The organism is Acinetobacter sp. KAM396, assembly GCF_021602765.1.
GTDB classification, from domain to species: Bacteria; Pseudomonadota; Gammaproteobacteria; order Pseudomonadales; family Moraxellaceae; genus Acinetobacter; species Acinetobacter towneri_A.
In genome coordinates this window covers 15,166-34,410 of sequence record NZ_BPPH01000026.1, presented here as the reverse complement: position 1 = coordinate 34,410, position 19,245 = coordinate 15,166, and the positions used below count along the sequence as shown (strand labels likewise).

Annotated in this window: 24 protein-coding genes and 1 rRNA gene; 9 read left to right on the top strand and 16 right to left on the bottom strand. The window is 42.0% G+C overall.

Annotated elements, in window-relative coordinates; all coding sequences use genetic code 11:
* A 5S ribosomal RNA gene (gene rrf, locus L6C30_RS11420) occupies positions 1-103 on the top strand; the annotation flags it as partial.
* Between the two features lie 105 nt (positions 104-208).
* Here rrf and L6C30_RS11415 read toward each other — a convergent pair.
* A complete protein-coding gene (locus tag L6C30_RS11415) occupies positions 209-1,591 on the bottom strand; it encodes a dihydrolipoyl dehydrogenase (RefSeq protein WP_236163112.1) in 1,383 nt (460 codons plus the stop codon).
* 151 nt (positions 1,592-1,742) lie between these two features.
* Between L6C30_RS11415 and L6C30_RS11410 the strand changes: the two genes are divergently transcribed.
* Positions 1,743-3,209, top strand: coding sequence for an Ig-like domain-containing protein (locus L6C30_RS11410; RefSeq protein WP_236163113.1), 1,467 nt, complete (start codon positions 1,743-1,745; stop codon positions 3,207-3,209).
* A gap of 150 nt (positions 3,210-3,359) precedes the next feature.
* Here L6C30_RS11410 and L6C30_RS11405 read toward each other — a convergent pair whose 3' ends face one another.
* On the bottom strand, positions 3,360-3,779 hold the full coding sequence (locus L6C30_RS11405) for a beta-lactamase hydrolase domain-containing protein (protein WP_236163111.1): 420 nt from the start codon (positions 3,777-3,779) through the stop codon (positions 3,360-3,362).
* Positions 3,772-4,107, bottom strand: coding sequence for a TIGR01244 family sulfur transferase (locus tag L6C30_RS11400; protein WP_019838040.1), 336 nt, complete (start codon positions 4,105-4,107; stop codon positions 3,772-3,774). The genes L6C30_RS11405 and L6C30_RS11400 overlap by 8 nt, the downstream gene beginning before the upstream one ends.
* A gap of 124 nt (positions 4,108-4,231) precedes the next feature.
* Between L6C30_RS11400 and L6C30_RS11395 the strand changes: the two genes are divergently transcribed.
* From L6C30_RS11395 to L6C30_RS11385, 3 genes are all read left to right on the top strand, one after another.
* Positions 4,232-5,128 carry an alpha/beta hydrolase gene (locus L6C30_RS11395; RefSeq protein WP_236163110.1) on the top strand — a complete coding sequence of 299 codons (897 nt, stop codon included), beginning with the start codon at positions 4,232-4,234 and terminating at the stop codon, positions 5,126-5,128.
* Positions 5,129-5,560 (top strand): thioredoxin TrxC, encoded by a 432-nt coding sequence (gene trxC / locus L6C30_RS11390; protein WP_236163109.1) that lies wholly within the window; start codon positions 5,129-5,131, stop codon positions 5,558-5,560. It abuts the gene before it with no gap.
* Positions 5,561-5,656: 96 nt separating this feature from the next.
* Positions 5,657-6,034 (top strand): acyl-CoA thioesterase, encoded by a 378-nt coding sequence (locus L6C30_RS11385; protein ID WP_257221747.1) that lies wholly within the window; start codon positions 5,657-5,659, stop codon positions 6,032-6,034.
* 50 nt (positions 6,035-6,084) lie between these two features.
* Here the strand turns inward: L6C30_RS11385 and L6C30_RS11380 are convergent, their stop codons facing one another.
* Positions 6,085-6,594, bottom strand: a complete 510-nt coding sequence (locus L6C30_RS11380) for a DUF4442 domain-containing protein (protein ID WP_236163107.1) — start codon at positions 6,592-6,594, stop codon at positions 6,085-6,087.
* A gap of 12 nt (positions 6,595-6,606) precedes the next feature.
* Positions 6,607-7,095 carry a YajQ family cyclic di-GMP-binding protein gene (locus L6C30_RS11375; protein ID WP_004976234.1) on the bottom strand — a complete coding sequence of 163 codons (489 nt, stop codon included), beginning with the start codon at positions 7,093-7,095 and terminating at the stop codon, positions 6,607-6,609.
* A 92-nt stretch (positions 7,096-7,187) separates the two neighbouring features.
* Here L6C30_RS11375 and L6C30_RS11370 point away from each other — a divergent pair, with 92 nt between their 5' ends.
* Positions 7,188-7,502, top strand: a complete 315-nt coding sequence (locus tag L6C30_RS11370; RefSeq protein ID WP_236163106.1) for a rhodanese-like domain-containing protein — start codon at positions 7,188-7,190, stop codon at positions 7,500-7,502.
* A 79-nt stretch (positions 7,503-7,581) separates the two neighbouring features.
* On the opposite strand, the gene mnmC is transcribed toward L6C30_RS11370, so the two are convergent.
* The 4 genes from mnmC to L6C30_RS11350 are packed head-to-tail and all read right to left on the bottom strand — an operon-like array spanning position 7,582 to position 10,937.
* Positions 7,582-9,471: an FAD-dependent 5-carboxymethylaminomethyl-2-thiouridine(34) oxidoreductase MnmC gene (gene mnmC, locus L6C30_RS11365; protein ID WP_236163105.1), complete on the bottom strand. Its 1,890-nt coding sequence runs from the start codon at positions 9,469-9,471 to the stop codon at positions 7,582-7,584.
* Positions 9,472-9,508: 37 nt separating this feature from the next.
* On the bottom strand, positions 9,509-9,988 hold the full coding sequence (locus L6C30_RS11360; RefSeq protein WP_236163104.1) for a hypothetical protein: 480 nt from the start codon (positions 9,986-9,988) through the stop codon (positions 9,509-9,511).
* Positions 9,989-9,993: 5 nt separating this feature from the next.
* Positions 9,994-10,296, bottom strand: coding sequence for a YciI family protein (locus L6C30_RS11355; protein WP_096902413.1), 303 nt, complete (start codon positions 10,294-10,296; stop codon positions 9,994-9,996).
* Between the two features lie 29 nt (positions 10,297-10,325).
* Positions 10,326-10,937 carry an inner membrane-spanning protein YciB gene (locus L6C30_RS11350; RefSeq protein WP_179989123.1) on the bottom strand — a complete coding sequence of 204 codons (612 nt, stop codon included), beginning with the start codon at positions 10,935-10,937 and terminating at the stop codon, positions 10,326-10,328.
* A 45-nt stretch (positions 10,938-10,982) separates the two neighbouring features.
* On the opposite strand from L6C30_RS11350, the gene L6C30_RS11345 reads away from it, so the two are divergent.
* Positions 10,983-11,837, top strand: a complete 855-nt coding sequence (locus L6C30_RS11345) for a PHP domain-containing protein (protein WP_236163103.1) — start codon at positions 10,983-10,985, stop codon at positions 11,835-11,837.
* Positions 11,838-11,888: 51 nt separating this feature from the next.
* On the opposite strand, the gene L6C30_RS11340 is transcribed toward L6C30_RS11345, so the two are convergent.
* Together L6C30_RS11340 and radC are read right to left on the bottom strand one after the other, a co-directional pair.
* Entirely contained in the window at positions 11,889-12,797 is a 909-nt protein-coding gene (locus L6C30_RS11340; protein WP_236163102.1) for a bestrophin family protein, read from the bottom strand.
* A gap of 68 nt (positions 12,798-12,865) precedes the next feature.
* On the bottom strand, positions 12,866-13,564 hold the full coding sequence (radC, locus tag L6C30_RS11335; protein ID WP_236163101.1) for a DNA repair protein RadC: 699 nt from the start codon (positions 13,562-13,564) through the stop codon (positions 12,866-12,868).
* 113 nt (positions 13,565-13,677) lie between these two features.
* Between radC and coaBC the strand changes: the two genes are divergently transcribed.
* On the top strand, positions 13,678-14,952 hold the full coding sequence (gene coaBC / locus L6C30_RS11330) for a bifunctional phosphopantothenoylcysteine decarboxylase/phosphopantothenate--cysteine ligase CoaBC (RefSeq protein ID WP_236163100.1): 1,275 nt from the start codon (positions 13,678-13,680) through the stop codon (positions 14,950-14,952).
* Positions 14,953-15,027: 75 nt separating this feature from the next.
* On the opposite strand, the gene secB is transcribed toward coaBC, so the two are convergent.
* The 4 genes from secB to rsgA all read right to left on the bottom strand — a co-directional run bounded on the left by secB (position 15,028) and on the right by rsgA (position 17,369).
* On the bottom strand, positions 15,028-15,486 hold the full coding sequence (gene secB, locus L6C30_RS11325; protein WP_236163099.1) for a protein-export chaperone SecB: 459 nt from the start codon (positions 15,484-15,486) through the stop codon (positions 15,028-15,030).
* 34 nt (positions 15,487-15,520) lie between these two features.
* Positions 15,521-15,775: a glutaredoxin 3 gene (grxC, locus tag L6C30_RS11320; RefSeq protein WP_004976247.1), complete on the bottom strand. Its 255-nt coding sequence runs from the start codon at positions 15,773-15,775 to the stop codon at positions 15,521-15,523.
* Between the two features lie 33 nt (positions 15,776-15,808).
* A complete protein-coding gene (locus L6C30_RS11315; RefSeq protein ID WP_004976250.1) occupies positions 15,809-16,216 on the bottom strand; it encodes a rhodanese-like domain-containing protein in 408 nt (135 codons plus the stop codon).
* A 94-nt stretch (positions 16,217-16,310) separates the two neighbouring features.
* Entirely contained in the window at positions 16,311-17,369 is a 1,059-nt protein-coding gene (gene rsgA, locus L6C30_RS11310; protein ID WP_236163098.1) for a ribosome small subunit-dependent GTPase A, read from the bottom strand.
* 123 nt (positions 17,370-17,492) lie between these two features.
* Between rsgA and orn the strand changes: the two genes are divergently transcribed.
* Positions 17,493-18,050, top strand: coding sequence for an oligoribonuclease (orn, locus tag L6C30_RS11305; RefSeq protein WP_004976254.1), 558 nt, complete (start codon positions 17,493-17,495; stop codon positions 18,048-18,050).
* Between the two features lie 211 nt (positions 18,051-18,261).
* Here the strand turns inward: orn and L6C30_RS11300 are convergent, their stop codons facing one another.
* Positions 18,262-19,137 (bottom strand): metal-dependent hydrolase, encoded by an 876-nt coding sequence (locus L6C30_RS11300; protein ID WP_236163097.1) that lies wholly within the window; start codon positions 19,135-19,137, stop codon positions 18,262-18,264.
* Between the last annotated feature and the right edge of the window lie 108 nt (positions 19,138-19,245).

Below are 19,245 nucleotides of genomic sequence, written 5' to 3'. Positions count from 1 at the left end.
AGCAAGAGTGAACCACCTGATCCCTTCCCGAACTCAGAAGTGAAACCTCTTCGCGCTGATGGTAGTGTGGGGTTACCCATGTGAGAGTAAGTCATCGCCAGCTCATTATTCGAACACCCTCAACTAACGTTGAGGGTGTTTTTTTATGTGGAAAGAAAATAAAAGCATCTAAGGATGGTTTTATAGATAAGCATTTTATTTTGTAATTTTAGCCAACTTCCCATAGTTGCCGGCGTGCATGTTTAAATGCGGTTCTTAGGCCTTCTTCTAGGGTTGGATGGTAGAACGGCTTATCTAAAATATCTTCAAGTGTAAGTTCCCCATCAATCATCCATGCAAGTAAATGCGCCATGTGTTCTGCTGCTTTGACAAACAGTTCTGCACCTAAGAGTTTATGGTTACTTGAATCAATATATACTTCAATACCACCTTTATTTTTACCTAAAACTAAAGCACGACCTTGTTTTTCATAAGAAACAAAACCTGTTGTGAATGCAATATTCTGATCTTTTAGCTGTTTGTAGCTTTGTCCTACAGTTGCCATTTCAGGTGAGCTAAACACAATTCCGATTGGTGTTAGTGTTTTTAAATTTTTTAGGTTTGGATAATTCAGACAATTGTGCACAGCTTCACGGCCTTCATGTGCAGCTTCGTGCTGAATTGGTGTATTTGTATGGGCATCACCGACTACAAAAATAGCATGTTGCCCAAGTTGTTTGGTGTAGGCATCAATCGGGAGGTGTTTTGAATTATTAAAGCTTTGATCTATATTTTCGAGTTGAAGTTGATCTAAATAGCTGCGTCTACCCGTAGCAACCAGAACGTAATCTGCAGTTAAGCTCTGTGTTTGTCCATCTTCTTGATATTCAATTTGCACGCCTTGTTCTGTTCTTTGTAGTTGTGTTGGCAAGGTTTCAAATTTGATATTCAATTCTTGACTAAGTGTATTTTGTGCAATGGTTTGTAGTTCTGGGCTGCGGAGTGAACCAACTTTACGACTACGGGCAAAAATAGTGGTATCTACCCCTAAGCGTTGCATAGCTTGAGCCAATTCGATTGCAATTACACCACTGCCAATGACGGCCAAAGATTGGGGTAAGTTCTCTAATTCAAAGATTTGATCTGATGTGATTAAGCGTTCGCCTAATTTTTCTTTCCATGCTTGCTCATAAGCAGGAGTAGAACCGACTGCAATAATAAAAGCTTTTGCCTGATATTGCTGTCCATTCACTTGAATTGTATGGGCATCTATAAAAGTCGCAAAACCTGAAATCTTATGGGATGCTTCCCAACGATCTACATCTTTCTGTGTGGCTGCAGTAAAGCGGTCACGTAATTGACGTACGTGCGTCATGATTTGAGATGTATCAATTTTTGCATCTACCGTGAGTGCAACTTCTTGTGCATGTTGAATGTCGTGCATGCGATTGGCACTGGAGATGAGGACTTTGCTAGGCATACAACCAACACGGGCACAGGTGGTGTCCCATGGTCCATGATTGATGATGAGTAGGTTTTGGGTGTGTTTAATCGCTTCTTTATAGGCGCTAATGCCTGCGGTACCTGCACCAATAATAATGAGGTCGTACATTTGTGAGCTACTTCATGTAATAAATAAATTTAGGCTAACACAAGCAAAACATTTATCATGCTTTTATTTACATAAAGCAGTAACTATGGTTACATATCTGATAATATTAATTATATGTTTGATTAACTCATAGTTTTAGAGGGATTTGGGGATTAACTCAATGAAAAAGAAAGAAATTAGTTTGAAATTTTCGGCCATGGCTTTGGCAGTTTTATTGGCTGGCTGTGGAGGCGGTGGTTATTATGATAACGATGCTGCTGATACTGATAAAATTAATGATAATGAGACTGTTGAGGAAGCTGTTGTTGCGTCTGCATTAAAAATTGAATTAGACAAATTGTCTATGGCTGCGACAAATGGTCAACTTACTGTTACGGTTAGAGCCCTTGATGAAAACAAAGGGGGAGTACCAGATGCTAATATTACTTTAATGATTGTTGATTCAACGAATAATGTTAGTAATTTAAGTGTCGCAGTCCAAAAAACTAATGAGTTTGGAAATGCTGTATACGCATTATCGACTCCAAGTACCTCAACAACATTGAATGATCTGATCAAAAATGGTTTTAAAATTATAGCTAAAACAAATAATGGGGCTCTAAGCCAAGAGCAAACTGTTTCTGTTACTGGCGCAGATACAAATAATGGTTCAGACACTACAAGTATCGTTCTGTTCGATGCGACTAAAACTTCACTAAATGTTAGAGGAGATCAAACAACAGTAACTTTAACTGCTGTTGATGCTAATGGTGCTACTTTAGCTAATCAAGCTATTTCATTAAAAGTTAAAAACTCTTCTCTAAACGGTGTCAAGTTTACTCCGAATGCAAGTCAAACAGATAGTAATGGGAAAATTACCTATACTCTATCTTTCACTGAATCGCAACGAGTGAAAACTTATAGTGCTGAACAGTTTGTTAAAGATGATTTAGTGTTGGAAGCTAATTTTGGCCAATCTACTCAAATTTATACATATAATTTGGATGTTGTGAGCTCTGCTGTTCCAAAACCAGTAGGGGCAATTGCAGTTGCCTATAACCCAACTAAGATTGAAGATTCATCATCTGGTGTATATTATTACAAAAATATTTCTGTTCATGTAACAGATGTGGACGGAAAGCCATTATCTAATCAAGATGTGGTGATGGGGGTTAATGCACTAACTTATAATAAGGGTAATTACAACTTCTTTGATACAGATCTTCCACCTGATGGTAAAGTCGATAAATATTTGCCCGAAGTAATTACACAATGTACTTTACCAGTTGCTCAAGTTAATATTGCAGGAAACATGATTGAGCAATTGCAGCCTGTTAAACAAGGTCAAACAGTTCAAGTTGTTTCCTTTATTAATGCAGAAGGTGCACCTGCTACTGATAATAAATATACTACAGATGCAAATGGACGTTTTGATTTAAAAATCCAATATCCTAAAATTTATGCTGGATATTTAAATATTCAAATTCTTGCTAGTTCAATAGTTAGTGGTTCTCAAATTAATGGCTCAACAAGTCTTGGTTTGAGTTATTTGAACAGTGATGTGGATGTTGAAAATAGTCTTGCACCTAATAAGGTAAGTCCGTATGGGACATCTCTAGATTGTAATGATGGTATGTAACCGATAAAACAGCGCTTCGGCGCTGTTTTTTTATGGGGAATTTAATTTAAAAATTAGAGCGAGGTCCCCACACTCACCCCCACCGTTGGGCGTACTTGCATAGAACTACAAGCACTCAGCGCCAAGACACACATCATCACCAATATAAATTTAATCATGCAACAAACCTTGAAATTTTGCCTGATGAAATAACGCACTAGAACGAGCGCCACTACGACAAATCATCAGAATGGGTTTTGTAAGGTCATTATAATATTTGGCAAATTCAAGAATATCTGTTTGAGAAATTTTACCGCTACTAACCGGTTGATAAATCACACTGACCTGAGATTTTTCTGCAATATTGCGTAATTCGCTGACCTTGACCAGATTGCCCATCTCTTGATCAGGGCGGTTCACAATCACCGATTTAAAACCCTGCCGCATCAATTGTGAAAACTTAGCAGTATTCATCTGACCTGCAACGCTAACTTTATTTGTTAGCATCTGTGTATTGTTCGCATAGCTCAGTGAGATACTGCTGCAGATCAGAATACAGCAAAACACATGTTTGAGGATGTGTTTAGTCATCCAACAAATCCATTTGTTTGGCTAACTGGAATAAGTTATTTGAGCGGTTACCTGTACGACAAAACATTAACACAGGTTTTGGCAATTCATTATAGTGATTGGCAAATGCACGAACATCTAACTCGGTAATTTGACCAGACACTACAGGCTGATAAACATAATCCAAACCTGCAGCACGTGCTGCTTCTTCAATTTGTGCACTAGTGGGCTGTTCAGGACCACCTTCCATATCTGGGCGGTTATTAATAATTGACTTAAAACCTTTCTCAAGCACCTGAGTTACATGCTCAGGACCAATTTGACCTGCAAAACCGACTTGTTCAGACATGGGAAACACTCCATCATTTTATTCATGACAATATGCTTTATGATAGCATTAAGCAGATTCATGAGCTGAATGTTCTGAAATATTTATAACGATGATAACGATAAAATAACGCAATGGAGCGCTTATGCATTCCTACACGGTCGAGCCTTTATATGTCAAAAGCGATCATGAGGTGATTGCTGCAGACTTTTATCGCCCCAAATCTATAGAAAAACCCGCAGTAATTCTGATGGCGCATGGACTGGCTGCCTTACGTCATTTTAAATTGGTGCAATATGCGCAGCATTTTGCGCAGGCAGGCTATGCCGTGGTGTTGTTTGATTATCGCTACTGGGGTGGAAGTACGGGACGCCCGCGTGAATTGGTGTCTATTGAAGCGCAGTTAGATGATTGGCGCAGCATGATTTCACATATCGCAGAACGTAAATCTATAGATGCCAAGCGCATGATTTTATGGGGAACATCGCTGAGCGGTGGATATGTACTCAGTTTGGCTTCACGATTACACAATTTGGCTGCGGTGATGGTACAAGTGCCTTTTGTCGATGGTGCAGAAAGTGCCAAGCTGTATCCTTTGCAGCAACTTCCCAAAGCCTTAAAAATTTCCAGTCAGGACTATATGGGAGCAAAGGTGGGGATGTCGCCAAAAACACTGCCTGTGGTGGCACAAAAGGCGCTGTGCTTTTTACCTACAGCAGACAGTTATGCAGGTTATATGTCCATTGTAAATCCTGATTATTATTGGAGCGGTACCATTCCTGCACGGGTGTTTTTTCATTTAATCCGTTATCGTCCTATTCAGGAAGTCCGCCAAATCAACATCCCAGTGTTGTTTATTGCCGCACAGCGCGACAGTCTGATTCCAATTGAATCTAGTCGTGAAACAGCTACTAATATTGCGCCTTATGTGCAATATGAAGAGTGGGATATGCAACATTTTGATATTTATCATGGTGAATGGTTTAAAAAAGCCATTCAGACCCAATTAGAGTTTTTACAGCAACTGTTTGGAGTTCAGTAAATGATTATTGTGTGTCCTGAGTGTGGTGCAAAAAACCGTGTACCTGAAGATAAATTATCTGCCAGCCCTGCGTGTGGACAGTGCCATCAAGCCTTGATTCCGCTTGCGTCAATTGAACTGAATGAACAAAATTTTAGTCATTTTATTCAAAACAGCGATTTACCTATTCTGATTGATCTTTGGGCAGACTGGTGTGGTCCATGCAAGATGATGGCACCACATTTTGCAACGGTGGCTAAGCAAAATCCGCATGTAGTATTTGCAAAAATTGATACAGAAGCCAATCCACGTCTGAGCAGTGCGTTTCATGTGCGCAGTATTCCAACACTGGTACTGATGAATAAAAGTAATGAAATTGCTAGAATAAGCGGCGCGCTACGAGCGACTGAATTACAACAGTGGTTGGATCAGCAACTCAACGCCCAGTCTTAATGCACTGTTCGTGCTAATTTATTGCAAATATCCGGAGTGAACGTGTCAGATTCTCATGCAAAACCAGAGGGAGTGCTTTCCCTACAAACAATTGCCATGCCAGCAGATACCAACTGGAGTGGAGATGTCTTTGGAGGCTGGATCGTTTCACAGATGGATTTGGCAGGTGCGATTCATGCCGAGCGCTTTAGTAAAGGACGTTGTGCTACCATCTCCATTAACCAAATGACTTTTTTGGTGCCTGTAAAAGTGGGCGATGTGATCAGTTGCTACACCAAAATTTTGAAAGTGGGGAATACATCAATTCAAATGCAAATTGAAGTGTGGGACAGCCATGACGATTCACGTGAAGCCGTGCGTGTCACTGAAGGCGTATTTACCTTTGTTGCGGTTGATGTCAAAGGCTCAAAACGTCAGATTCCTGAAGAAGCCAAACAGAAGTTTTTAGAAGCTCAGGCGAATCAAACATCGTAATGAAAAAATCCCAGCATAGTAGCTGGGATTTTTTTGGAGAGAAACAAGTATCAATCTTGTTTTTGCTTTAAATGTGCTTTCGACACCCATGCCCATAACATTTCACACTGAATCGGGGCTTCCCCTGATTCATCAATCACACTGACATTGACCAGTGTTTCGCCTTTGTCTGTGCTGTGCATGAGTTGTTGCTGTTCTGGGCTTAATGTGGCAATCGCTGTCATTGCACCTTGAGTCGGACGTTTAAAGTCTACTTTCAAGCTTTTAATCAGCACAATGGCACTATCTGGTACATTCATAGCCGTTACAAAACCGGTGGCAGTTTCGGCAAGCAGCGCCATAGCACAGGCATGTACCTGTCCAATATGGTTTTGCATGGCTTTATGATTGGCAAGACTGACCACCACTTGCGATGGGGTCACTTCGTGATAGCGAATTTTCGCAGTGCCCACCATCGGCACGACACGACCAAAGGCTTGACTCAAAAGGCGGCTTTGAATGCCTTTCGGCAATTTTGATGTTGCTTTGACCAGTTTGTTTAAGCGATTGGTTGGTGTCATGACATCCCCAAATTAATCTTTAAAGTTGTTAAATTGCAGTGGCAGACCAAATTGTTGCTCTTTCAAGAACGCCATGACTTGTTGCAATGTGTCGCGTTTCTTGTCGGTCACACGAATTTTGTCACCCTGAATAGAAGATTGCACTTTAATGCCACTGTCTTTAATGGCTTTGTTAATTTTTTTTGCGGTATCTGAGTCAAGACCATCTTTAAGTTTGATCACTTGAATCACATTTTTACCTGATGCGGTCATTTTTTGTGGGTCAAGCGCCTGAATGTCGACTTTACGCTTATAGAAGTGATTTTCGAGCATGGTATACACTTGCTCACATTGGAAATCACTTTCAGTGGAGATTTTAATCTCTTTGTTTTTTTCATTGAGGTCGATAGAAACATCCTGACCACGAAAATCGAAACGAGTACCGATTTCTTTTTGTGTGTTTTGAACCGCATGATTCACTTCAAAAAGTTCTAATTCAGAAACAATATCGAAAGAAGGCATAATGAAGACCTTTGCAAATGGAAACAATATCTGAGATGCTAGGGATGTTTTCTTCATTTGCCAAGTGTTGTTTTACATCAAAGGAGTGCGCAATGATCCGTAAACAAGAAATTACAACATTTGAGTTCCCAGCTGACGCGATTATCTGGGATGTACGTGATGCAAGTGCTTATGCAGAAGCTCATGTTAAAGGTGCTGTGAATCAGCCAATTAACGATCTATCAGCAGAGAGTCTTACTCAGGTGTCGGCGGATCAACCCATTTACATTTTATGTGGCGGCGGAAGTAAAGCTCCACGTGCAGCGGAAAAACTAGAAGGTTTGGACAGCTCACGTGAATATGTGGTTTTAATGGGTGGTACACGTGCTGCGCGTGATGCAGGTTTGCCTTTGGAACAAGGTCACTAAGTATCATCAATATGAAGAAAGCGCCGTAAGGCGCTTTTTTGTTGGGTATCGTTTTATTTCTATTTTCTCTAAGCGAGCGTTAGCTTGAAGGTGGAGGAGCTTTAAAATAAGGCTTCTTGGTTTTCACCTTTTTCTGAAAACGTGTAGCTGCCAGTTTTTGTACTAAGTTTTTAGGTACAGCGCAGGCTTCTGCTAAAACTTGTGCCGCCAGTATTTCACTGCACAACGGGGCAAATAAAAAGCCTTTAGAACCGAGTCCTGCAAAGCTGTAAATTTCCTGATCATCACGCATTTTGCCAAGTAGGGGAAAATAATCCTTACTTTGGGCGCGTAGCGAAGCGCGACCTTGCCAAGTATCTACGGGTGCTAAGTTTTCGGCATACGCAGGAAAGACACTGTGGATAAGTTCGTAGTTATGCACATGGTCTTCTGCCAAGACGTCACAATCTTCCCGATTTGGATAAAACGATGCACCTAAAATCAGTTGATCGGCATTAAGCTGCATGCAATAGCCGCCATAGCTATAGGCTTGTGATAATGGCAAAGCCTGATCGGTATTATTTAACCAACTGACTTGCCCTCGTATGGGTTTAAGCACAGGGTAATGTTCAAAAAAAGCACCGCTTTGCAGCGCAGCACAGACGATAACATGATCAAACGTTCCGAGTTCAGCATCTACGCTGTGTAAGATCAGCTGCTGTGCTGTCGTGGTGATTTGTTTAATTTGAGCTTGCTGAAACTGAATGTGCGGATGCGCAAGAATTTCATCACGCAGTTGATGTGGAGAAACTGCTCCTGCTTGCAATAAGCTTAAACTGGCAAAGTCGCTTTGTGGCGTAAGTTCGGTTGCACTCTGTGCTGCTAAAATACCTTTTGGGTATTGTGTGGCTAAATCCAGCAATTCATCGGCATGTTTAAGTGCCAGTTGATGAATCTGCAACGGACGAAATGCTTTGAATGCGGCATAGTGATTTAAAGCATGTTGCCATGCCAAAGTCATTAAATGATCAGCACTTTGATGAATTGGGCAAAGTTTTGGGTTTAAGAGTGCCAAAGGATTGCCAGAACCGCCTGCAAGTGGCGCTGTTTGGTCATAGAGCGTGACTTGATGCCCTCGTTGGGAAAATGCCCACGCACAGCTTAAACCCGCAATTCCTGCGCCTATGATCGCAATATGGCGCTGTTGGTTGCTTGTTGTAATTTGAGTTTCGTTCTGATCGGATATTGGCGCTATTTCAGGCGCTTGCCAGATGGCTTTTAGCATTTCCCGTTTGTGCCCAAAACCACGCGGGCGGGTAATGTGAATACCGTGTTGTTTTAAGCCGCGTTTGAGTACGCCTGCCACACTAAAAGAGGCAAAGGTCGTGCCATAATCGGACAGTGCTACAATCGGGTTGAGCACGGTTTCCTGCCACATATCAGGATTACAGGCAGGGGCAAAGCCATCTAAAAACCAAGCATTGACAGGAGCTGTTTTGGGAATGACAGGAAAAACTTCCTGAGCATCGCCTAGCCATAAATCTAGGCTAAAACGTTCATCTGGAAAGTTTAAACGATGACAGCCTGCAATAGCAGCAGGGTATTGCTGAATCAGCTGTTCAGACAGATGACTCAGTTCGGGCCAAGCCGCTAAGGCACGTATAAGATCGGCTTTACAAAGTGGAAACTTTTCGACAGAAATTGCGTGTAAATGGCTATGATTATTGGGGCGTACCTGTTGCCATAATTGCCAGAGCGCTAAAATATTTAAGCCTGTACCAAAGCCTGTTTCGCCTACACAAAAATATTCAAAATCATTTAGCGCTGCCAAACGGATGGCTAAGTCATTGCCCTGTAAAAACACATGCCGTGTTTCTAATAAACCGTTATCTTTAGAGAAATACACATCGCCAAATTGTTTGGAAATAGGCACATCAATGCCATCGACCAGTTGCCAATCCAGCTCGGCAGTTTGAATAGGCTGAAACAAAACCAGAGTACCTTAAATCAAGAGGTGAGTGCTCACCTTACCATTGGCGGCGACGTTTGGTATAGACGTAGCTGGCAATTAAAAAGCCGAGCAATACGCCAACTGCGAGTGTTGCAGCACCGTATAAAAACATTTGCGCACTGCGTTCACTTTGCAGTACTTGAACTTGCACGCCTAAATTATCGTTTTTGAGTTGCAGTTCCTGATTCTGTGCCAAAGCATCGAGGTTCGCTTGTTCAAGTTGTTGCAAGCGTGTGCTTTGATCTTTAATCAAGGCTTTGGTTTTGGCTTCCTGAAGCGCTTTATTTTTGGCAATTTGTTCTGCAGTCAGGGGCTTACCCTGTGCAGGAGTGACCCCATTGGCTGTTGCTGCAGTCGTGTTAGCAGTGACAGCTGTTGCTACGGCTGCCGTGTTGGTCGCAGCAGCAGGAGCATTGGGTGTGGTTGTAGTTGGCTCAACCGCATAAACAGAAGAACTGAGCAAAACAGCAACAACACTGGCAACAATGAAACGCATAGCGCTTATCCTTGAGGGAATGCTTTATTGAATGGCTTAACGTCAATGTGGCTATATACGCCTTCTTTTAAGAAAGGTTCATCTTGTAGCCATGCATCGAGTGCTTCACGACTGTCAAAATCGACAATCATGGTGCTGCCATAAAAGCCTGCTTGCGGATTGTTTGGGTCTTTTGGCATTGCCCCCGCCACAATTAAACGACCTTCAGCATCGAGTTGTTGCAAACGTGCAAGATGTGCAGGACGGGTCGCAAGACGTTTTTCCAGTGTACCTTCACGGTCAGTACAACTTAGAACAAATAAAGGCATAGTTACTCTCGAATATCGCAGATCAGAAATTATTCAGATGTTTTAAAGTATTTGCGCAATACAATAAACTGCACAATGATAAAGGAAAACATCACGATCATGTCACCAAAAGCGGTGAATTCGCCCCAATATTTTCCATCCCTAAATAAAAATGCAAAAAATACGTGCAGGAAAGACATAACCGCAAACATGGCTGCCCAAGCATAATTTAGGTTTTTCCAACCTGCTTCAGTCAAGTTGAACACAGGCCCAAATAAGCGTTGAATCAGCGGTTTACGGTCTTTGCTAAACCATGGTGATAGCAAAAAAGCACCTGCAAATACAATGTTTAAAATGGCAGCTTTCAGGCGAATATAAAAGTCATCGCTTAACATTAAGGTAACGCCACCAAAAATTACGGTCATAAACAACACAATCCATTGTTGTTTATCTAAACGGAATTTTTGCATGATGAACAATGCGCCGTACACCACTAACATCGAGATGATCAGACCTGTGGTGGCCACCAAAATATGGTTATTATCGACACCGCCTGCAGAGCCGATCAGTTGTAGTAATTGATGATTAGTATCTTTTGGATCTACAGTTTTGTATAAATAAAAGAAAATAATGAGGGGCACAAAGTCTAAAAGTGCTTTCATGTTAGAGTATCTAAATCTGATCAAATAAATGACATAGTATAAGTGATGCACGGCGTAGATTTACATACACACAGTAATATTTCTGATGGAACTTTGTCACCTGCAGAATTGGTGTCTGCGGCAATTCAGCAGGGCATTCATACCTTGGCATTGACTGATCATGACACAATGGATGGGCTGGCTTTGGTAGAGCAAGCCGCACAGGGGCAAGATTTAAAGATTATTTCGGGAGTGGAAATTTCCAGTCAATGGTCACGTCCAGCCACTAAGAAAAGTTATAGCGTGCATGTGGTGGCGCTAAACATGCAAAATCCTGCACCTTTACAGGCGCTGCTGGAACAGCAAAAACAAATTCGTGCAGAACGTGCCAAACAAATTTGTGATTTACTGATTCCGCTGATTGGACAAGATATTTATAACGATGTGCTTCTTAAAGTTGATGGCGTAGCAGATCGGATTACTCGCACACACATTGCCAAAACTTTACAGGAAAAAGGCATTGTAACGCGTGTGCAGCAAGCATTTGATAAATACATCAAAGAAGGCAAAAAGGCTTATGTGAAATTTGATGGCTTGAGTTTGGAAGATACGATTCGGGTGATTCACGACAGTCAGGGTTTTGCCGTGTTGGCGCATCCAACCCGTTATGATTTATCTGCGACCAATATTCGTTATTTAATTGAAATTTTTGCCAAATATGGGGGTGATGCAGTGGAATTGCCGCCTAATATTGACCCTGCATCGACCCGTCAAATGGTGGATCGCATGATTGCTGAACATGGTCTAAAAGTATCTGTCGGCAGCGATTTTCATGGTGAAAATATGCCGTGGATTAAATTGGGCAATATTCCGCGGGTGAAAGATGGTCAAATTGGGATTTGGGAGAGTTTTGTTGAGTAACTCCCTCATCCCAACCTTTGCCATAGAAAAGAGCTAGGGAGAAGTAATAAATTAAAGCAAATTATGGTCGTGCGCTTGAATTGGCGGTGGTGTCGGTTTGCCTAAAGTGCCCAATAATTCAATTTCAATGGTTCTTACCATGGCATCTAAAGGTAAGTCATTACTTTGTGTGCCAAAAGGTTCTTCAATTTCTGAACTGAGCGCATCCAGACCTAAAAAAGTATAAGCCAAAATACCGACCAAAAGTGGTGTCGCCAATCCGAGCGTAGACCCTAAACTAAACGGCAGCATAAAACAGAAAAAGTACACGGTACGGTTGAGCAAGACTGAATAAGCAAAAGGCAATGGCGTGGTGGCAATACGGTCACAGCCTGTTTGCACCAAACTGAGTTCGGTCACATGCTGATTCATCTGCGTGTAAATAATATCGGAAATTTCACCTTCTTTTAGCGCTTGCATTAACTCCCATTGAATCAAACTAAGCGTATATTGTGGCGCATTGGCTTGTTGATACAGTTGGGTAATGGCTTGCTGACTCATGCCGCTGGTTTGAATCAATTCAGTTGGATTGGCGGTTTGTTGGCGCAAGCGGTCACGTAAGACGTTGGCAAATACAATAACGTGTTGAATAACTCGCTCGCGTCGCCCTTGACTCAACATACGGCAGTTGCGGTCAAAGTGGCGTGCATTGGCAATTAGCATGCCCCAGAGTTTGCGCGCTTCCCACCAACGGTCATAACAGGCACTATTTTTAAACCCCAAAAAGATGGAGAGCACCACGCCAATTAAAGTAAAACCAACCAAAGGCAATTCTGGAAAATGAAAATAGCCAATATAAGATAAACCACCAATAATGGCGGAGAGCAGCATCACCACCCCCAAAGGTGGTAAAATTTTAGGTAAAATCGTGCCCCGCCAAGAAAACAACAAATTAAATACGCTTGGTTGATCGACTATCATTTTATTAGAATCATCACAGTTTTTTGATGATCTTCTGTGCTTGAGCGAGCTTTGTCAATATACAAATTTTAAGTGTGCTCAAATTTAAGCAGCTGATGTTCGGCAAAGGAAAAATTACCTTCACTTGAGATGATACAGTGGTCAATCAAACGCAGCTCTAGCAACTGACAGGCTTGCTGAATCTGCTGCGTCAGGACTAAATCTGCAGGTGAAGGTTGTGGTAAGCCGAAAGGATGATTGTGTGCAATCACAATCGCTGTGGCATGTTGACTAATCGCAAAACGCAGCAATTGATTAATGGAAATTTCACACGAATTTACTGCGCCATAAAACAACTTTTTAAAGCTGATTTTGCGTAAACAGGCATCTAGACAAAGCACCGCAAACACTTCTTGGGTTTCGCCCAAAAGTTCAAAACGCAGATACTCCACCAAGCGCTTGGAATTGCTAAGCTCAAGTGCATCTTGTTTTAAATGTTCGGCTACATAGCGCCGTCCAAGTTCTTTGACTGCCATCAGTTGCGAGTATTTACTGCTGCCCATGCCATGAAACTGACATAGTTCTGTGATTGGAGCATCCAACAAGGTGGTTAAGTTGCCAAAATGTTGAATCAGCAGCCGTGCTAATTCTACAGCAGAATGTTGCTGTGAGCCTGAGCCCAAAAAAATAGCCAATAGTTCGGCATCAGATAAACTGGCAGCACCATTTTGAATCAGACGTTCACGTGGCCGTTCTTGTTCAGGCCAATGTTTAATAGATAAATGCATTGTTATTTGACTTTGTTATTCTAAATTTGAAACTTAAATCCCAACAGATCTCTTGGGAATGACATTATTTAATGCTATTGTGAGCGCCACTGCAACAAAAAGGTGGCTTATTTGTGAGCTTCGATTTAAGCGTCCTCCCTCATAAAAACATTATTTTAGCTGTGACAGGTGGCATTGCGGCCTATAAAAGTGCGATTTTAGTGCGTCGTTTAAAGGATGCGGGGTTTAGTGTTCGTGTGGTCATGACCAAGGGGGCACAAGCTTTTATTACACCGCTGACCTTTCAAGCACTGTCTGGCAATCCAGTACATACCGAATTATTAGATACCGAAGCTGAAGCAGGTATGGGGCATATTGAATTGGCACGGTGGGCCGATTTAATTTTGGTTGCGCCCGCCAGTTGCGACACCTTAGCCAAATTTGCTGCAGGTCTGGCCGATGACTTGCTTAGTACTTTATATTTAGCCACTAATGCACCAGTTTGGGTTGCACCAGCCATGAATCAGCAGATGTGGGCAGCTAAAGCCACACAGCGTAATTTAACCACTTTGGTGGAAGATGGCGTGCATGTGATTATGCCCGATGCGGGCGAACAAGCCTGTGGCGATGTTGGTTTAGGCCGTATGCCAGAACCTGAAGATTTGGCGCATCAGGTGACGCAGTATTTTCATCAGGTACAGCGTGCTTTGGTGGAAAAATTTGGCATGTTGGCAGGTAAAAATGTCACAATTACGGCAGGTCCAACCCGCGAAGCTTTAGACCCTGTACGTTATATTTCTAACCACAGTACAGGCAAAATGGGTTTTTCTTTGGCGGCAGCTTGTTATGCGGCAGGGGCAAAAGTAACGCTTATTGCAGGTCCAGTTAGCTTAGATACACCAAATGGAGTACAGCGTATTAATGTATCTTCTGCAATTCAAATGCTAGACACTAGTTTGCAAATGCTTGAACAAGGCTGTGATATTTTCATCGCGACAGCCGCAGTGGCAGATTACCGCGTGGCAGAAATTGCGGAACACAAAATTAAAAAATCAGGCGATGAGCTGAATGTGGCCTTGGTCAAAAACCCAGATATTGTTGCGACCATTGCGCAACAGGAAAAACGTCCGTTTATGGTCGGCTTTGCTGCAGAAACTCGTAATGTTGAAGAATATGCAGCAGGCAAATTGGTGGCGAAAAAACTGGATATGATTGCCTGCAATGACGTTTCCCGTGCCGATATTGGCTTTGCTTCCGATGAAAATGCCATGACGGTATTTTTTGCCGAAAGCTACCGTATGGAAAAACGTGATTTAGAAAAAGCCTCTAAACAGGAAATTGCTCAGCAACTGGTCGAAGCGATTCATGATGCCTTATATCGTGATCCATCTCAGGATGATGATTTTTAATTTTGATCGTCCATCACTAAATGGATGACATAAAAAACCGCTGAATTTCAGCGGTTTTTTATATCCAATCACTAATTAAGCTTGACCTTCGGCTGCAGCCGTTTGAGCACGTTGCATATTGGCTTCAAACTCGGCATCGAAGTTGATTGGTGTTAATAGTAATTGTGGGAAGCTACCTTTAGTCACCATATCATTCACTGCTTCACGCAAGAATGGGAACAAAATGTTCGGGCAGTATGCGCCAAGAATGTAGGGTAAACGCTCTTCTTCAACGCCATCAATTAAGAAAATACCAGCTTGCGTCACATCAACAATAAATGCTGTATCGCCCGCATTATTGGCTTGAACCACAACTTTTAATGCCACTTCAAAGTGAGTTGGATCAATTTTTTCTGCTGAAGATGACAGGTTGATGTTCAATTCAGGCTGCCATTCTTTGGTAAATACTTGTGCCCCAGGAACTTCAAAAGAAATGTCTTTGGTATAAATACGCTCTAATGCCAATTGTGGTTGAGCTTGTTGTTCTTCACTCATGTTAAATCCTTAAGAGTTGGTTATCGTGTTATGTTTATGCCAATAATTGATCAAGCTTGCCTTCGCGATCTAACGCATATAATTGGTCAAAGCCGCCAATAAATTGGTCATTGATGAAAATTTGTGGAACGGTACGATGATTGGTACGTTGCATTAATTCAACACGTACTTCAGGCGCTTCATTCGACAAATTAATTTCTTTATAGGCAACGCCTTTACGCTCAAGGAGTTGTTTTGCACGAATGCAGTATGGACATACAGTCGTTGAATAAATAGTGACTTCAGCCATGATTGTTCTCCTTGCGAAAAATATTGGGTAAAACTATTTGCTTTTTACTAAAGGTAAACCTTGTGCTTTCCAGTTGCTAATACCGCCATCTAAACGATAGGCATCGGTATGTGCGACCTGTTGTAAAGCACTGCCTGCAACCTGACCCAAGTTACAGATAAAGACCAATGGACGATCTGAGGTTTTTAACTCTTCAACATGCTTGGTAATTTGGCTATAGGGAATATTGCGGCTACCACTGATATGACCTTCACGAAAATCTTTGGCATCACGTAAATCAATCAACATGGCATTTTTAGCTTTGACTAAAATACCCAAAGATTGTGGGGAAATTTTGCGACCATTGCGTTGACCTTCTAACACAAAGAACAACACTACCAATACAGCCAGCGTCCCAAATAAGAAGGGATGATTCCCCATAAATTCGAACCAACGTTCCACAAGTCACCTAATTACAATGTCAAAATTGTTCAAGAGTATAGCGTATAAATATGGCGATCAAAAACACCGCTTCAAGGGCAGCGCCATAATAAAATTAATTTTTTTGTTGCGCTTCGGCAATTTCATCACACAGTCTTAAATAACTGTCTAAACGACGCGATAATATTTCACCTTCTGCAGCAGCCAGTCGCAGCGCACATTGCTTTTCATGTTTATGGGTACAGTTGCGGAATTGGCAATGCCCCAGCAGGTTTTCAATTTCAGGAAAACCATTTTGAATTTTATCTTGGCTTAAGTGCCATAAACCAAATTCACGAATCCCCGGTGAGTCAATTAAGGCTGCACCATCTCCAAAGCCAATTAAGCGGGTAGAGGTTGTGGTGTGTTGTCCAAGTGCTGAGTTTTCTGAAATGATATTGGTCTTTTGCGCCGCTTCAGGCACGATGGCATTAATCAGCGAGCTTTTCCCCACACCCGATTGTCCAACAAAAGCCACCGTTTCACCTGCCAAACGTGCCGCCAAATGTTCTAAATTCGCATCGGACTGGGTTTGCATGACTTCATACCCCAAGTCTTGATATTCCTTAAGCAAGTCTAAAATCGGGTCGTTTTCTTTGAGTAAATCAGATTTGTTTAAAACCAATAAGGCGGGAATATCGGCATCGGCACAAGCAACCAAATAGCGGTCAATCAAGCCCGGTGCAGGTTCAGGCAAAGGCGCAAAAACAATCACAATCAAACTGATATTGGCGGCAACAGGTTTAACTTTGTGATAACGATCAGGTCGGGTCAATAAAGATTGGCGTGGATGAATCGCGGTAATAATTCCTAAACCTGTATTCGGATCGGCTTGCCATTTGACCTGATCTCCCGTCACCAATAATTCTAAATTGGTGCGAGTATGACAGCGCCAAATACTGCCTATTTCGATAGGTTTCCAAAACGGTTCAGGCTCACCTGCGTGCACCACAGGTTTTTCAGGATGAATTTCAGGAACAGATAAAGCCTGCACTTCTAATTGACGACCATAGTGTTGTACCACCAAGCCTTCTAAATCATGTGAAGTGTCAATGTCTGCCTGACGTGACTTGTGTTGTTTTTCAATTCGACGTTGCTGTTGTTCAGTCAATCGACGCTTACGAATTAAAGCCATTCATATCCTAAAAAACCATGAACTCAGGATGGCAAAAATAGCATGAAGCGGGGGCACAGTTACAGCCAAGAAGCAAGAAATTTGCTACTATGTTGTTTTTAAGCCGAATAAGATTGCACATTTATGAGCAGCACGCCTGATACTCGCCTCATTTGGATTGATTTGGAAATGACAGGTTTGGATACCGACAACGACCAAATTATTGAAGTGGCTACCATTGTGACCGATGATCATTTAAATATTTTGGCAGAAGGTCCTGTGCTGGCTGTGCATCAGCCCGATCGTATTTTAAATGCTATGGATGAATGGAATACACGTCAGCATGGACAATCGGGCTTAATTGAGCGTGTGCGTCGCAGCAAACTCACTGCGCAGGATGCAGAGCAGCAAACCATTGAGTTTCTAAAAAAATGGGTCAATCCTAAAACATCGCCAATGTGTGGCAACTCAATTTGCCAAGACCGCCGTTTTTTACACCGTTTAATGCCTGAATTGGAACAGTACTTCCATTATCGTAATCTGGATGTATCGTCAGTGAAAGAGTTGGCAAAGCGCTGGCGTCCAGAAATTATGAGCGGTTTGAAAAAGAATGCGTCGCATTTGGCGATGGATGATATTCGTGATTCGATTGCTGAGCTGAAATATTATCGCCAGTACTTTTTTATTATGAATCAGGACTAAAATGTTTTTCTGCGTAGGGGGTGTAGGAGATGAGGCTGTAATAGCTATCTCTTGCGCCAAAACTGTATGAGTCACTCATAAATAAGAAATAATAAGATATGACTCAGCATTGCCTTATGCCTTACTTTATGTAGAGATATTAGAGGCAAGTTTGTATAAAGTTAAGCAATGCTGAGGTGTTTATTTGTTTAAAACCTAGCAATAAAAAGCTTTATTTTCCTGCCTGCCAAAATGCTTCACCTGCCTGAATTGGGTCGCCTGTTTGCGCTAAAGTCTCAAGCCAGACATCATATTGCGCGATAATTGGATGTTGGCTAGGGTGAAAGTCAAGTTTAAACCAATCACGGTATTGTGATTGCATTTTGCGTAACTTCCCTCGTTTGCCAAACAGCCATTGCAAGCCACGTACATTCATTTTAATGCGCTGGGTGCGATTAAACCCATCGCATTTCAGCATGACATTGGCGCGGTACAGGGTAAATCCGAACATTAAACCTGTGGTCAGCACCAACGCCATTTTTCGGGTCACTTCAGGTACATTGCCCACCTGCTGCATTACATCAAACGCCACATCACGATGTTCCATTTCTTCAATCGCATGCCATGCAAATAAGGCGCGGACATAAGGATGTGCATCTTTTAGCGTTTCTTTTTCGCCATAAAAAGTTTCTGCCATGAGTGCAGTTAAATGTTCTGCAGCCGCTGTCATGGCGATATTGTATTGGGGCGAGCGATATTTGAGTTCAAACTTAAACACTTTGTTTAGACGCTGAATAAACTGATCTACAGGCATGCCTTGATCTTTCATAACCTGATTCATTTTGTCGTGTGCAATGCCGTGCTGAGCTTCTTGCCGAATAAAATCGGCAACACGCTGTTTTAAGTCAGGGTCTTGAATTTGATCGCGGAACAAACGAACTGATTGAATGAAATAACGCTCGCCATCAGGAAAAGTCAGGCTCAAAGCATCAAACATGCGGGTCAGAAACGGATCACCCGCAAACCAGTAACGCGGCACATCAGCTAATTTAAAATCGAGAATGCTGCGTACTATGGGCGTAGCATGATATTGGACAAGTGCATTCATTTTATTTTATTTCACTCTGGTCAATCCTGTTGCAGTATGTCGGGCTTTTGCAGATTTGTTTTGACAGTATTTGCCAGTTTTTATACATTAAACGACAAAAGAAAATGA

What these genes read in the sequence shown, in the direction of transcription:
- L6C30_RS11415 (WP_236163112.1), bottom strand. Translation starts at nt 1,591, where the DNA reads ATGTACGACCTCATTATTATTGGTGCAGGTACCGCAGGCATTAGCGCC.
- L6C30_RS11405 (WP_236163111.1), bottom strand. Translation starts at nt 3,779, where the DNA reads ATGACTAAACACATCCTCAAACATGTGTTTTGCTGTATTCTGATCTGC.
- L6C30_RS11400 (WP_019838040.1), bottom strand. Translation starts at nt 4,107, where the DNA reads ATGTCTGAACAAGTCGGTTTTGCAGGTCAAATTGGTCCTGAGCATGTA.
- L6C30_RS11395 (WP_236163110.1), top strand. Translation starts at nt 4,232, where the DNA reads ATGCATTCCTACACGGTCGAGCCTTTATATGTCAAAAGCGATCATGAG.
- trxC (WP_236163109.1), top strand. Translation starts at nt 5,129, where the DNA reads ATGATTATTGTGTGTCCTGAGTGTGGTGCAAAAAACCGTGTACCTGAA.
- L6C30_RS11385 (WP_257221747.1), top strand. Translation starts at nt 5,657, where the DNA reads ATGCCAGCAGATACCAACTGGAGTGGAGATGTCTTTGGAGGCTGGATC.
- L6C30_RS11380 (WP_236163107.1), bottom strand. Translation starts at nt 6,594, where the DNA reads ATGACACCAACCAATCGCTTAAACAAACTGGTCAAAGCAACATCAAAA.
- L6C30_RS11375 (WP_004976234.1), bottom strand. Translation starts at nt 7,095, where the DNA reads ATGCCTTCTTTCGATATTGTTTCTGAATTAGAACTTTTTGAAGTGAAT.
- L6C30_RS11370 (WP_236163106.1), top strand. Translation starts at nt 7,188, where the DNA reads ATGATCCGTAAACAAGAAATTACAACATTTGAGTTCCCAGCTGACGCG.
- L6C30_RS11360 (WP_236163104.1), bottom strand. Translation starts at nt 9,988, where the DNA reads ATGCGTTTCATTGTTGCCAGTGTTGTTGCTGTTTTGCTCAGTTCTTCT.
- L6C30_RS11355 (WP_096902413.1), bottom strand. Translation starts at nt 10,296, where the DNA reads ATGCCTTTATTTGTTCTAAGTTGTACTGACCGTGAAGGTACACTGGAA.
- L6C30_RS11350 (WP_179989123.1), bottom strand. Translation starts at nt 10,937, where the DNA reads ATGAAAGCACTTTTAGACTTTGTGCCCCTCATTATTTTCTTTTATTTA.
- L6C30_RS11345 (WP_236163103.1), top strand. Translation starts at nt 10,983, where the DNA reads ATGCACGGCGTAGATTTACATACACACAGTAATATTTCTGATGGAACT.
- L6C30_RS11340 (WP_236163102.1), bottom strand. Translation starts at nt 12,797, where the DNA reads ATGATAGTCGATCAACCAAGCGTATTTAATTTGTTGTTTTCTTGGCGG.
- radC (WP_236163101.1), bottom strand. Translation starts at nt 13,564, where the DNA reads ATGCATTTATCTATTAAACATTGGCCTGAACAAGAACGGCCACGTGAA.
- secB (WP_236163099.1), bottom strand. Translation starts at nt 15,486, where the DNA reads ATGAGTGAAGAACAACAAGCTCAACCACAATTGGCATTAGAGCGTATT.
- grxC (WP_004976247.1), bottom strand. Translation starts at nt 15,775, where the DNA reads ATGGCTGAAGTCACTATTTATTCAACGACTGTATGTCCATACTGCATT.
- rsgA (WP_236163098.1), bottom strand. Translation starts at nt 17,369, where the DNA reads ATGGCTTTAATTCGTAAGCGTCGATTGACTGAACAACAGCAACGTCGA.
- orn (WP_004976254.1), top strand. Translation starts at nt 17,493, where the DNA reads ATGAGCAGCACGCCTGATACTCGCCTCATTTGGATTGATTTGGAAATG.
- L6C30_RS11300 (WP_236163097.1), bottom strand. Translation starts at nt 19,137, where the DNA reads ATGAATGCACTTGTCCAATATCATGCTACGCCCATAGTACGCAGCATT.